This is a genomic window from Polaromonas sp. DSP2-3-2b2, from assembly GCF_049895905.1.
In the GTDB taxonomy this organism is placed as follows: Bacteria; Pseudomonadota; Gammaproteobacteria; order Burkholderiales; family Burkholderiaceae_C; genus Polaromonas.
Window position 1 is genome coordinate 171,432 of record NZ_JAFCTH010000001.1, and the last position, 12,444, is coordinate 183,875.

Annotated in this window: 12 protein-coding genes; 8 read left to right on the forward strand and 4 right to left on the reverse strand. The window is 62.4% G+C overall.

Going from position 1 to position 12,444, the window contains the following annotated elements; genetic code table 11:
• Positions 1 to 186: 186 nt before the first annotated feature.
• A complete protein-coding gene (locus tag ACP7AD_RS00810; RefSeq protein WP_426145140.1) occupies positions 187 to 1,530 on the forward strand; it encodes a dicarboxylate/amino acid:cation symporter in 1,344 nt (447 codons plus the stop codon).
• A gap of 97 nt (positions 1,531 to 1,627) precedes the next feature.
• Here the strand turns inward: ACP7AD_RS00810 and infA are convergent, their stop codons facing one another.
• The 4 genes from infA to ACP7AD_RS00830 form a co-directional block, all read right to left on the reverse strand.
• Complete coding sequence (gene infA, locus ACP7AD_RS00815; RefSeq protein ID WP_026780839.1) at positions 1,628 to 1,885, reverse strand: translation initiation factor IF-1; 258 nt, start codon at positions 1,883 to 1,885, stop codon at positions 1,628 to 1,630.
• Positions 1,886 to 1,947: 62 nt separating this feature from the next.
• Positions 1,948 to 2,187: a hypothetical protein gene (locus ACP7AD_RS00820; RefSeq protein ID WP_426145142.1), complete on the reverse strand. Its 240-nt coding sequence runs from the start codon at positions 2,185 to 2,187 to the stop codon at positions 1,948 to 1,950.
• A gap of 342 nt (positions 2,188 to 2,529) precedes the next feature.
• Positions 2,530 to 3,567, reverse strand: a complete 1,038-nt coding sequence (locus ACP7AD_RS00825; RefSeq protein WP_426145144.1) for a response regulator — start codon at positions 3,565 to 3,567, stop codon at positions 2,530 to 2,532.
• Positions 3,551 to 7,048 (reverse strand): hybrid sensor histidine kinase/response regulator, encoded by a 3,498-nt coding sequence (locus ACP7AD_RS00830; RefSeq protein WP_426145145.1) that lies wholly within the window; start codon positions 7,046 to 7,048, stop codon positions 3,551 to 3,553. The genes ACP7AD_RS00825 and ACP7AD_RS00830 overlap by 17 nt, the downstream gene beginning before the upstream one ends.
• A 150-nt stretch (positions 7,049 to 7,198) precedes the next feature.
• Between ACP7AD_RS00830 and ACP7AD_RS00835 the strand changes: the two genes are divergently transcribed.
• From ACP7AD_RS00835 to ACP7AD_RS00865, 7 genes are all read left to right on the forward strand, one after another.
• A complete protein-coding gene (locus tag ACP7AD_RS00835; protein ID WP_293633736.1) occupies positions 7,199 to 7,501 on the forward strand; it encodes an urease subunit gamma in 303 nt (100 codons plus the stop codon).
• Positions 7,502 to 7,566: 65 nt separating this feature from the next.
• Complete coding sequence (locus ACP7AD_RS00840; RefSeq protein WP_426145147.1) at positions 7,567 to 7,704, forward strand: hypothetical protein; 138 nt, start codon at positions 7,567 to 7,569, stop codon at positions 7,702 to 7,704.
• Between the two features lie 21 nt (positions 7,705 to 7,725).
• Positions 7,726 to 8,031 (forward strand): urease subunit beta, encoded by a 306-nt coding sequence (locus ACP7AD_RS00845; RefSeq protein ID WP_426145148.1) that lies wholly within the window; start codon positions 7,726 to 7,728, stop codon positions 8,029 to 8,031.
• Positions 8,031 to 9,749, forward strand: a complete 1,719-nt coding sequence (ureC, locus tag ACP7AD_RS00850) for an urease subunit alpha (RefSeq protein WP_426145149.1) — start codon at positions 8,031 to 8,033, stop codon at positions 9,747 to 9,749. Before ACP7AD_RS00845 ends, ureC begins: the two co-directional genes overlap by 1 nt.
• 74 nt (positions 9,750 to 9,823) lie before the next feature.
• A complete protein-coding gene (locus ACP7AD_RS00855; protein ID WP_426145151.1) occupies positions 9,824 to 11,071 on the forward strand; it encodes a serine hydrolase domain-containing protein in 1,248 nt (415 codons plus the stop codon).
• A gap of 53 nt (positions 11,072 to 11,124) precedes the next feature.
• The gene (ureE, locus tag ACP7AD_RS00860) at positions 11,125 to 11,745 is read left to right on the forward strand and encodes an urease accessory protein UreE (protein ID WP_426145152.1); all 621 of its coding nucleotides are present in this window, start codon (positions 11,125 to 11,127) and stop codon (positions 11,743 to 11,745) included.
• Positions 11,742 to 12,440 carry an urease accessory protein UreF gene (locus tag ACP7AD_RS00865; protein ID WP_426145153.1) on the forward strand — a complete coding sequence of 233 codons (699 nt, stop codon included), beginning with the start codon at positions 11,742 to 11,744 and terminating at the stop codon, positions 12,438 to 12,440. Before ureE ends, ACP7AD_RS00865 begins: the two co-directional genes overlap by 4 nt.
• Positions 12,441 to 12,444: the final 4 nt, after the last annotated feature.

The following is a 12,444-nucleotide window of genomic DNA, read 5'->3' on the forward strand; positions in this document are numbered from 1 at the left end:
TTTTCAGCGCCTGTTGAGATATCCACAAAAATTGACTGGTCATAAAATCTGAAAAAAACAATCATTACTAATTTAAGTGATGAAAACGCGCATATTTGTGGGTACTACGTATATTCAATCGGCACGCGCTGGCTATATTGGCTTTCCTCAATCTTTTACTGGCGCATCAACCGATGCACCACGCCCATGACCACCTTAGAACTCCCGCGCAAATTGCCGCTTTACCGTTCCCTGTACTTCCAAGTGATCTGCGCTGTCGTCGCCGGCGTCGCACTGGGATTTTTCTATCCCTCGGCCGGCGAAAGCATGAAGCCGCTTGGCGATGGCTTCATCAAACTGATCAAGATGATGATCGCGCCCATCATTTTCTGCACCGTGGTCGTCGGCATCGCGGGCATGGAAGACATGAAGAAGGTGGGCAAGACTGGCGGACTGGCGCTGCTGTACTTTGAAGTCGTCAGCACCTTTGCGCTGATCATCGGGCTGGTGCTGGTCAATCTCCTGCAACCGGGCGCAGGCATGAACATTGACCCGGCCACGCTGGACACCAAGGCGGTCGCGGCTTACACCGGCCCAGGCAAGATGGCAAGCACCACTGATTTCCTGCTGAATGTGATTCCTACCGCGTTTGTCGATGCTTTTGCCAAGGGCGAGATCCTGCAGGTGCTGCTAATTGCCATTCTGTTCGGCTTTGCGCTGCACCGCTTTGGCGGCCGCGGCACGCTGGTGTTTGACATGATCGAGAAAACCTCGCACGTGCTGTTCACCATCGTCGGCTTCATCATGAAGGTCGCGCCCATCGGTGCGTTTGGCGCCATGGCTTTCACGATTGGCAAGTACGGCGTCGGCTCGCTGTTTTCGCTGGGCAAGCTGATGGGTGCGTTTTACCTGACCTGCCTGATCTTCATCTTTGTCGTGCTCGGCACGATTGCCAAGCTCCACGGCTTCAGCATCTGGAAGTTCATCAAGTACATCAAGGAAGAGCTGCTCATCGTGCTGGGCACCTCGTCGTCCGAATCGGTGCTGCCGCGCATGATGGAAAAGATGGAAAACCTGGGCGCCAAAAAGACCACCGTGGGCTTGGTGATTCCCACCGGCTATTCGTTCAACCTGGATGGAACGTCGATCTATCTGACGATGGCGGCGGTCTTCATCGCGCAGGCCACCAACACGCCGATGACGCTGATGCAGGAAATCACGTTGCTGGGCGTGTTGCTGCTGACCTCAAAAGGCGCTGCGGGCGTGACCGGAAGCGGCTTCATCGTGCTGGCGGCAACGTTGTCTGCGGTCGGCACGGTGCCGGTGGCCGGCCTGGCGCTAATCCTGGGCATCGACCGCTTCATGTCGGAAGCGCGCGCGCTGACCAACCTGATTGGCAATGGCGTGGCAACACTGGTCGTGGCCAAGTGGACCAACGAGCTCGACGTGGAGCGGCTGCATGCGGGCCTGAACAACGAGACGTGGGAGGAAGCCCAGGAACCGGAAATGGTGCTGGACAAAAAGACGGAGCATATGGCCGCGGGGCGCTGATCTGCCCGGGAAGCTGCACCCTGCCGGGTGCACCGGGTGCCTGACCCGCACGCCATGGCACCGGGTGCCGTGGAAAATTGCGGGAAGGGCCTGGCGCTTAGCGGTTCTGGCGCGGAGCAGGTCCTGGCCCGCGACCGGCAATGTGACGGAAGGTGATACGGCCCTTGCTCAGGTCGTAGGGTGAGAGTTCCAGCGAGACCTGGTCGCCTGCCAGGATGCGGATATGGTTCTTGCGCATCTTGCCCGAGGTGTAGGCCACGAGCTTGTGGCCGTTGTCCAGCGTCACGCGAAAGCGCGAGTCGGGCAGGACTTCGTCGACCAGTCCATGCATTTCAATCAATTCTTCTTTGGCCATCTATAACTCCTGATATTTGAAAATTATGGGGGTTTCGCCAGCCCACACGGGCTGGCAGTGCCTCATGCGCAAACGGGCGATGAGCGTTCGTGAATCCAGCCCAGCGCGTGCTCGGTAGCGTAATGTACGGCAGCGGCGGCGCTGTCGAAAAGTCCGGTGAAACGCAGCACCCGGTCATGGGTGCCGCTGCCGCGACCGGAGCGGATGGAAACTGATGCCGCGTAGCGGCCTTCGGCCTGCTGCTTGGCAAGCGGCGATACGAGGTATTTGCCTACCTCTAATTGAGAGTCGTTCATGTTCATAAAGTCTTTACCGGATATTTTTCCGGCTTCTTGGGGAGAGAGTAACCAGCCTGCGAGCAAGCCAACGTTTATTCGGTATCTAGCCGCCAGGCGGTTTAAGCCTGGGCAGGTTGAGCCATAAGTGGGCACCGTTGGGGAAAGTGCTCGCCAGGAAATGGAACAGTGCTGTGGGCATCAAGGCTGATAAACCTTGAAAGCAGTGCCAGATCGCTGGGAATTGGGGCTCCAGGAAGCGCCGCATTTGAGAAAGAAGCCGGAGTGGATAGTGACTTCGATGAAAAACGCTGATGCGTTACCGAACCCGCCATTATAACCGGCCAGCCCAACCATGCAGGTTTTCCTTCAGCATTCAAACTGAGGATGAAGCTGGCGGATGCGATTCATGGCGCGGCCCGCTGCTGCCGTGCGGGTTTCCACGCCGAGCTTGGCGTACACGCGTTCCAGGTGCTTTTTGACCGTGGCCGGGCTGGAACCCAGGATATCGCCAATATCGCGGTTGACTTTTCCCTTGACCACCCAGTACAGCACCTCGGCCTCGCGCACGGTGAGTTTGAAACTCAGGCTCAGGCCCTCGACCACCGCATCGTCCGAGATTTCACGCATCACGATAAGCCAGTCGCCGCCGCTGTCGCTGTCATCGGTTTGCTGGTGCAGCCGGAATGTCAGGCGGCGCGGCCCCTGCTCGATGGTCAGGCGCGGCGGCTCGATCTGGCGCTCGGCATCCGCGAGGTGGCGGCGCAGCCAGTCCAGCACGGGCGGCGGCGTTTGCGGCGCCGTGGTGCCGTAGTAGCGCATGAGCAGCTCGCGCGCCAGCGGGGTTTGCCAGACCAGCTTGCCGTCTTCTTTTCCATCGGCATGCATGCGCACGGTCATGCTGGCGTAGCCAAACGCGTCGAGTGCATTGCGCGCCTGCCCGGCCTGCCGCGCCTCCTGACGGGCCCGGCGCGCGCCCTGCAGATGCACGCCCATGCGCGCCATGACTTCCTTGGGCTTGATCGGCTTGGTCACATAGTCCACGCCGCCAGCCTGCAGGGCGGCCACCAGATGCTCGGTTTCGGTCAGGCCGGTCATGAAGATAATGGGAATGTGGGCTGTTTCAGCCGTTGCCTTGAGTTGCCTGGCCACTTCAAAACCATCCATGCCGGGCATCATGGCGTCGAGCAGCACGATGTCGGGCACCGCCTGCTGGGCGCGCTGCAGCGCGGCTTCGCCGCTGGTGGCGATCAGCACGGTGAAGCCCGATTCATCGAGCGCGTCATGCAGCACCGCCAGGTTGTCGGGCACGTCGTCAACGATCAGCACCACGTCGCTGTTGGCGCGGTTCAGCGTGTCGTCCAGGCGACGGTCGCTTATCGGGGCGGGTTCAGGCATCTTGTTCATGGCCGGGTTCTTTCTGTAGGAGCTCTGTAGCCATTGCTTCAAACCGGAACTGCCGCGCCAGCAGCCGCATCTCCTCGACAAAGGCAGCGGTGGCGGGTTGCTGCTTTTCAATGTCCGCCAGCTTGTTGAGGATGCCACGGTAAAAGCCCAGATTCACCACTTCGAGCAGGCTGGCAAGATGGCGCGCATCCGGCAGGACGCGTGGCGCGGGCATGGCAACCACCGGGTCGGAGTTCGCTGCCAGGGTTTCATAACGCCAGACCAGGCCAAGGTTTCGCTCCAGCCAGTCGATCAATTCGGTGTGGCGCACCGGTTTGAGGATGAAATCTTCAGCGCGTATGCCCACGTCGTTGTCGAGCCCCTTGTCAAAGGCGTTGGCCGACACGATCGCCAGGTGAATGCCGGTGTGGCCCGACTTGCGCACGCGGCGCAGCGTTTCCCAGCCGTCGATGCCGGCCATGGCCAGGTCCATGAAGATCACGTCAGGCCGCAAGCCCGCCGCCAGCAAATCCAGGCAGTCGTGGCCGCTGGCGGCGGTACGCAGCTCGAAACCCATGGGCTCCAACAATTGCACCAGCAACTCGCGGTCGGGCTCCTCGTTGTCCACCACCAGCAGCTTGCGGCGTGGTCCTTCGTAACCCTGCGGCCGGCGCCGGGCATCGCGGACCTTGGTGGCGGGAAAGCTGGCAGTCCCCAAGTGCACTTCGGGCAGGAACAACCGGATGCGAAACACCGAGCCCCTGCCCGGCGTGCTGTCTACCCGCATCTCGCCGCCCATCAGGTCGGTCAGCATCTTGGCAATCGTCAGCCCCAGGCCAGCGCCCGATGTGCCGCCCACGCTCTGCCCCGCCGTGCTGCCACGCGCGAACGGCTCGAAAATCTTCTCCAGCTCGGCCGCGCTCATGCCGGGGCCGGTGTCCTCGATGTCGATATAGGCCATTTCACGCGCATGGCGCACCCGGAAGATGACCTGGCCTTCGGCGGTGAACTTGATGGCGTTGCCCAGCAGGTTGATCAGCACCTGACGCACCCGCTGTTCGTCGGCCCGCACCAGTTCGGGCAGGTTACCGACCGCTTCAAACACAAATCGCAGGCCCTTGGCTGCCGACTGCAACTCGAACATGCCGGCCACCTCGTGCACGCAGTCGGCAAACTGCATCGGCCTGACGCTGAGCGTGAGCTTGCCGGCTTCGATGCGGGCAATGTCCAGCGTGCCCTCGATCAGCGACAGCAAATGCTCGCCGCCGCGCTTGATGACGCTGACCGCCTGCTTGCGGTGCGGCGGAATGCCGGCGTCCTCGCCCATCAGCTGCGCATAGCCCAGGATGCTGTTGAGCGGCGTTCGCAACTCGTGGCTTATGGCGCTGATGTAGCGGCTCTTGGCCTGATTCGCCTGGTCGGCCGCCCGCTTGGCCTGTTGCAGGGCTTCGTCGGTCTGCCGGTGCGACTCGATTTCCTGCATGAGCAGATGGGTCTGTCGGTTCGATTCCTCCTGCGCCACCTGGCGGCTCTTGTGCGCCAGCACCAGCCACCAGGCGACCAGCCCTGCCATCACCAGCAGCGCCATGTAGGCCTTCAGAAACCCGGAGCGCAAGGCCGATTCGGACGCCGCCAGTTCGGCCAGCAAGGTGATTTCCTGGCGGTACAGCAGGCCGAACATGGCCGCCAGCAGCGGCACGATGATCCCCATCAGCAGCAAAAAGTGGCTCAGGCCGGTGTCCAGATACGGCCAGATGCGGCGCGGCAGCAGCCAGCGCAGCGCAGCCGACCACTGCACGGACACGCGCGCATGGGGCTTGCACAGGTCGCCGCAGCGCGCGTCCAGCGTGCAACACAGCGAACAGATCAGGCCCTGGTAGGCCGGGCAATGCGCCATGTCGGGGCCTTCATAGCTGCGCTCGCAAATCACACAGCGCTGGGTGGCCTGGCGCTGGTAGAGCGCCGAATCGGAGTTGCGCGCGATGTAATAACGCCCCTTCGTCGCCCAGGCGATCAGCGGCGCCGCGACAAACGCGGTCGTCATGGCGATCACTGCCGAAAACGCCTGTGCCAGTTCGCCATACAAGCCCAGATGCGCCGTAATCGACAGCAGCGACGCCAGCGCCATCGCGCCCACGCCGACCGGGTTGATGTCGTACAGATGGGCGCGCTTGAACTCGATGCCTTTGGGCGACAGGCCCAGCGGCTTGTTGATGACCAGGTCAGCCACCACCGCCATCACCCAGGCAATAGCGATGTTCGAATACAGCCCGAGCACCTCGCCCAGCGCCTGGAACACATTCATTTCCATCAGCATGAAGGCAATGGCGGTGTTGAACACCAGCCAGACCACGCGTCCCGGATGGCTGTGCGTCAGGCGCGAGAAAAAGTTCGACCAGGCCAGCGAGCCGGCATAGGCATTGGTCACATTGATCTTGAGTTGCGACACCACGACAAACAGCGCCGTCGCGCCGACCGCCCAGCCGTAGTTGGGAAACACGTATTCATAAGCTGCCAGGTACATCTGGTTCGGGTCCACGGCCCGGTCCAGCGGCACCATGTTGGAAATTGCCAGATAAGCCAGCAGCGCGCCGCCCAGCATCTTGACCACGCCCAGCAGCACCCAGCCCGGCCCGCCGACCAGCACTCCAGCCCACCAGCGCCAGCGGTTGGCGGGGGTCTGCACCGGCATGAAGCGCAAATAGTCGGCCTGCTCGCCCATCTGGGTAATCAATGCGATGCCGACCGTCAAAGCAGCACCAAACAAGTGCAAATCAAACACGCCGCTGCGCCCCTTTTCGCCGGCGTAATCGACAACGCCTGAAAACGCACCAGGAGCGAGCACAAAAACATAAACGAAAGGCACGACCAGCATCACCAGCCACAAGGCCTGCGTCCAGACCTGCAGCCGGCTGATGGTCGAAACGCCGTGAGTCACCAGCGGAATCACCACCAGCGCGCAAACCAGATATCCCCATGTGGGCGGAATCCCGAAAGCCAGCTCCAGCGCATAGGCCATCACGGCCGCTTCGAGCGCAAAGAAAATGAAGGTGAACGACGCGTAGATCAGCGACGTCAGCGTCGAGCCGATGTAGCCGAAACCAGCGCCGCGCGTCAGCAAGTCCATGTCCACGCCATAACGCGCGGCATAGATGCTGATCGGCAGGCCGGCCAGTAAAATGATCAGCCCCGTCGCCACGATGGCCCAGAAGGCATTGGTAAAGCCGTACTTGACCAGCAGCGTTGCGCCCACGGCCTCCAGAATCAGGAACGACGCCGCGCCAAACGCGGTGTTGGCCACCCGCCATTCAGACCATTTGCGAAAGCTTTGCGGCGTGAAGCGCAGCGCATAGTCTTCCTTGGTTTCGCTGGCAACCCAGCTGTTGTAGTCGCGGCGGACCTTGATGATGCGCTGCACCGCCACTTCGACGCCGGAGCCCCGCCCCTTGTCCGGCGGGGCCGGGGGAGGCGGTGGCGGTAAAGGCGTGGCGGCAGTTTTCATGAACAAAAAATGGCGGCAGGTCGGGTGAAAGTTAAATAGCCGGTGCTTGCTGCACCTTCTGTGCCACCTGCGCGCCGCACCTGGCTAACGCCCAAAAGGCGGGTGGCACCAATCTTGCAATTTTAAAAAAGCCGAACCCGAAAGAGCCCCATGGAACTGACCCCCCGCGAAAAAGACAAGCTGCTGATCTTTACCGCTTCGCTGCTGGCCGAGCGGCGCCGCGCCCGTGGCCTGAAGCTCAACTACCCCGAAGCCGTGGCGCTGATCAGCGCGGCCGTGATGGAAGGCGCGCGCGACGGCAAGACCGTGGCCCAGCTCATGAGCGAGGGCCGCACCATCCTGACCCGCGCCGACGTGATGGACGGCATTGCCGAGCTGATTCCCGACATCCAGGTCGAGGCCACCTTTCCCGACGGCACCAAGCTGGTGACCGTCCATCAGCCGATTGTGTAGAGCGCAGCATACAAACCATGAAAACAAGTACGACTATGAAAATAATAGCGGCTACTGCAATAACCATGAGCGCAAACGCCGCTTTTGGCCATGATGGACATGCCATGGATGGCACGCACTGGCATGCGACGGATGCTTGGGGTTTTGCAGTCCTGGGCATCATGATGGCCACCGCGATCTGGATGTCGCGCGGCGGCAAATAGGTTCAGCGGAGTACCCGTTAGATGACACCCGGCGAACTCTTTACCGACGGCCCCGACCATCTCCTCAACGAAGGCCGGCGCACGATCACCTTGGTGGTGCAAAACACCACCGACCGGCCGATCCAGGTCGGCTCGCATTACCACTTTGCGGAAACCAACGCGGCGCTGGGTTTTGACCGGATTGCCGCGCGCGGCATGCGGCTCAACATCACGTCGGGCGCGGCGGTGCGTTTCGAACCGGGCCAGCAACGAACGGTGGAGCTGGTGGACTACGCCGGCGAGCGCAACATCTTCGGCTTTCGCGGCCTGATTCAGGGAGCGCTTTGATGGCAACGATTGGCAGACGCGCCTATGCCGAAATCTTCGGCCCCACGGTGGGCGATCGGTTGCGGCTGGCCGACACCGACCTGCTGATTGAGGTCGAGGCCGACTACACACTGCGCGCCGGCAGCTATGGCGAGGAAGTCAAGTTCGGCGGCGGCAAGACGATCCGTGACGGCATGGCCCAGTCGCAAAGAACCAATGCCGAAGGCGCCATGGACACGGTGATGACGAATGCGCTGATCCTCGACCACTGGGGTATCGTCAAGGCCGACATTGGCCTGAAGGGCGGGCGCATTGCCGCCATCGGCAAGGCCGGCAACCCCGACGTGCAGCCGGGCGTGGACATCATCATCGGCCCCGGCACCGAGATCATCAGCTGCGAAGGCATGATCGTGACGGCCGGCGGCATTGATTCGCACATCCACTTCATCTGCCCGCAGCAGATCGAGGAAGCATTGACCAGCGGCGTCACCACCATGATGGGCGGCGGCACCGGCCCGGCCACCGGCACCTTTGCCACCACCTGCACGCCCGGACCGTGCAACATCGAGCGCATGCTGCAGGCCGCCGATGCCTTCCCGATGAACCTGGGCTTTCTGGGCAAGGGCAACGCCAGCCTGCCGGCCGCGCTGCACGAGCAGGTCAACGCCGGCGTGATCGGGCTGAAACTGCACGAGGACTGGGGCACGACGCCAGCCGCCATCAGCAACTGCCTGGACGTGGCCGAGGAGCTTGACGTGCAGGTCGCCATTCACAGCGACACGCTCAACGAATCGGGCTTTGTCGAGAACACCATTGCCGCGACCAAGGGCCGCAGCTTGTGCGCGTTTCACACCGAAGGCGCGGGCGGCGGCCATGCGCCCGACATCCTGCGCGTGGTCGGCGAGGTGAACTTTCTGCCTTCGTCCACCAACCCGACCATGCCCTACACCGTCAACACGCTCGACGAGCATGTGGACATGCTGATGGTCTGCCACCACCTCGATCCGTCGATTGCCGAAGACCTGGCCTTTGCCGAAAGCCGCATCCGCAAGGAAACGATTGCCGCAGAGGACATCCTGCACGACCTGGGCGCCATCAGCATGATGTCCAGCGACAGCCAGGCCATGGGCCGGGTCGGCGAAGTCATCATCCGCACCTGGCAAAACGCGCACAAGATGAAGCAGCAGCGCGGCAAGCTGCCGGGCGACACCGAGCGCCACGACAATTTCCGCGTCAAGCGCTACATCAGTAAATACACCATCAACCCGGCGATTGCCCACGGCATCTCGCACGAGGTCGGCTCCGTTGAAGTCGGCAAGTTCGCCGACCTGGTGGTTTGGAAACCTGCGTTTTTCGGCATCAAGCCGTCGATCATCCTGAAAGGCGGTTTCATCGCGATGGCCGCCATGGGCGATCCCAACGCGTCGATTCCCACACCACAGCCGGTGCATTACCGGCCGATGTTCGGGGCGTTCGGCGGCGCGGTGGCCAAGGGTTCGCTGACCTTCGTCTCGCAGGCCGGGCTGGCCGCCGGCATCCAGGAGCGCTTTGGCCTGGCCAAGACGCTCAGCGCGGTGAAGAACATCCGGGGCGTGCGCAAGCAGCACATGGTCCATAACCATTACCTGCCGAAAATGGAAATTGATGCCCAGACCTACCTGGTGCGCGCCGACGGCCAGCTCTTGAGCTGCGAGCCAGCCGCCAGCCTGCCGATGACGCAGCGCTACTTTTTGTTCTGATCCCGCAAACCCGTGGGGCTGACGCGTCGCACCCTCATGGCACACTGATGCATTTGTCACTTTGTGTTCCCACCATGAAAAACCTCTTGTCCTTTGTTGCCGCCGCACTGCTGTCAGGACTGGCGGCAGTGACACAGGCAGCACCCGATGAAGATGCGCTGGGCAAGGCCTGGGGCTACCCGGTGGCGCGCAACATGGCGCAGGCGCAGCAGGAAGCCTACCGTGTAGGTTCTTTCAGCGCCATGGACAGCTTTGCGCCGCATTGCGTGCTGCAACCCTCGATTGAGCCGCTGGCGCTCAGTAAAACAGCCACCGAACCGGCTTTTCGCTACCGCTTCGAGGGCCGCTCGCAGTCTCTGGACGACTACATGCAGCGCCAGCGCGCCACAGCCGTTCTGGTGCTCAAAGACGGCGACATTGTGGCCGAGCGCTACAACTATGGGCGCACGCCGCAGCAGCGCATGCTGTCGAACTCCATGGCCAAATCCATCGTGGCACTGGCCGTGGTCAAGGCGCTTGAAGAAGGCCGCATCCACTCGCTGGACGATACGGCTGCCACTTATGCGCCGGTGCTGGCGGGCACCCTGTACGGCGAAACGCGCATCATCAACCTGCTGCGCATGGCTTCGGGCGCGCAGTTTGTCGAAGATTATTCGGGCCATGACGACTTGGCTCTTTTCGGCCAGGCCGTTCGCAAGCAGGGCGCGGCCAAGGCAGCACAGACCATCACCGTGCGCGCGGCACCCGAAGGCGAACGCTTCAATTACGCCAGCGCCGAAACCCAAATGCTGGGCCTGGTGCTGCGCGGCGCCACCGGGCGCACGCTGTGCGACTACGTAGCAGAGAAAATCTGGCAGCCCATGGGCGCCGAGTCCATGGCCACCTGGCTCATCAATCCGCTCGATGGCGTGGAATACGCTGCCGGCAATTTCAACGCGACAGTCCGCGACTACGCCCGGCTGGGCTGGCTGCTGGCCAACGACGGTCAAGCCCGTGGCCAGCCCGTCATTGCACGCGACCAGGTGCTGGCCATGACCGACGCAGCCCGTCAACCTGAGATATTCAGGCCCGGCCGAATGATCAACAAGGGCAGTACCTATATGGGCTACGGCCTGCAGACCTGGCTGCTGCCCGGCAGCAGCCGACGTTTTGTCCTGTTGGGCATCTACGGTCAGGCCATTTTTGTGGACCCGGCCTTGAAGCTTGTGATAGTGCATATGGCCGTGGGCAAGGATGCTTCCGGCGACGCCAGCGGCACGCACCTGGGCGCGGAGCGCGATGCGTTGTGGCGGGGTATCGTGGCCCGCTACGGCAACTGGTGAAATCAGCCGCTAAAGTTTCTCTCGTCCATTGATCGACCATTCCATTGAACGCCATGTTTCAAATTTCCAAACTTATTTCGCAGGGCGCCGGCCTGGCGCCGGTGCTCGTCAAACGCGCGTCCACCCTGGAACTCGACTGGGACGTGCGCCAGAAAAGCCGCTTTGACGCGCTAGATTCGCTGGGTCGCCCGCTTGGCGTTTTTTTGCCGCGCGGCACGCTGGTGCGCGGCGGCGACGTGCTGATCGCCGAAGACGGCTCAATGATCAAGGTGATTGCCGCACCACAGGCGGTGCTGCGCATCACGGCCTGCGCGGCGCACGGCTCGCCGTTCGACCTGACCCGCGCCGCCTACCATCTGGGCAACCGCCATGTGCCGATTGAGCTGAAACCCGACCACCTCAAAATCGAACCCGACCATGTGCTGGCCGACCTGCTGCGCGCCATGCACCTGATTGTTCATGAAGTGCTGGAAGCGTTCGAGCCCGAAGGCGGCGCCTACAGTTCTGCCGGCCACAGTCACGAACATGCGCATGCGCCAGAAGTTGCCACCGCGCCGCCAGCAGCCCATGTCCACGGACCGGATTGCAACCATGACCATGACCACGGCCATGCGCCGCCGGCCATCAAGCCGGTGGCCATCCAGATCCATCCGCGCAAGCCGCACAGCCATTGACGCCAGCGACAGAAATCCTGCCTGCGGCCAGCCTGCTCCAGCTGATCTGGCTCGCCTCCCCGGCCTTGCCCGTGGGGGGATTTTCATACTCGGAAGTGTTTGAGGCGGCCGTGGAACGGGCGGGAGTAGCTACGGAAAGCATAGCATCCGACTGGCTGACCGATCAGCTCCACCTGACGCTGGCGCGCGGCGACCTGGCGGTGATTGCCCAGGCGATTCCCGCTTGGCGCGAAGCCGACCTGCCGCGCATCGAGCAACTCAACGACTGGGTGCTGCAGACGCGCGAAACCAGCGAACTGCGGCTGCAGGCCGAGCAGATGGGCCGTTCGCTGCTCGACTGGCTGCGCAACCATGACGGCGCCAACCCGGCGCACATAGCCGCCTGCGCCCGGATGCAGCCAACCTATCCGGTGGCTTTTGCGCTGGCGGCGTCGCAAACTGCGGCCGGCACGCGCGACTGCATGCTGGCCTACGCCTTCGGCTGGGCCGAAAACATGATGCAGGCCGCCCTGAAATCAGTACCGCTGGGCCAGAGCGCCGGCCAGCGCATCCTGGCTAGATTGAGCCGGGACATTCCGGACGCGGTCGAAGCGGCCTTACTGCTTTCTGACCATGAACGCCAGGCGTTCTCACCCATGCTGGCGATCCTTTCGGCGCAGCATGAAACCCAGTACTCGCGGCTGTTTCGCTCCTGACCGA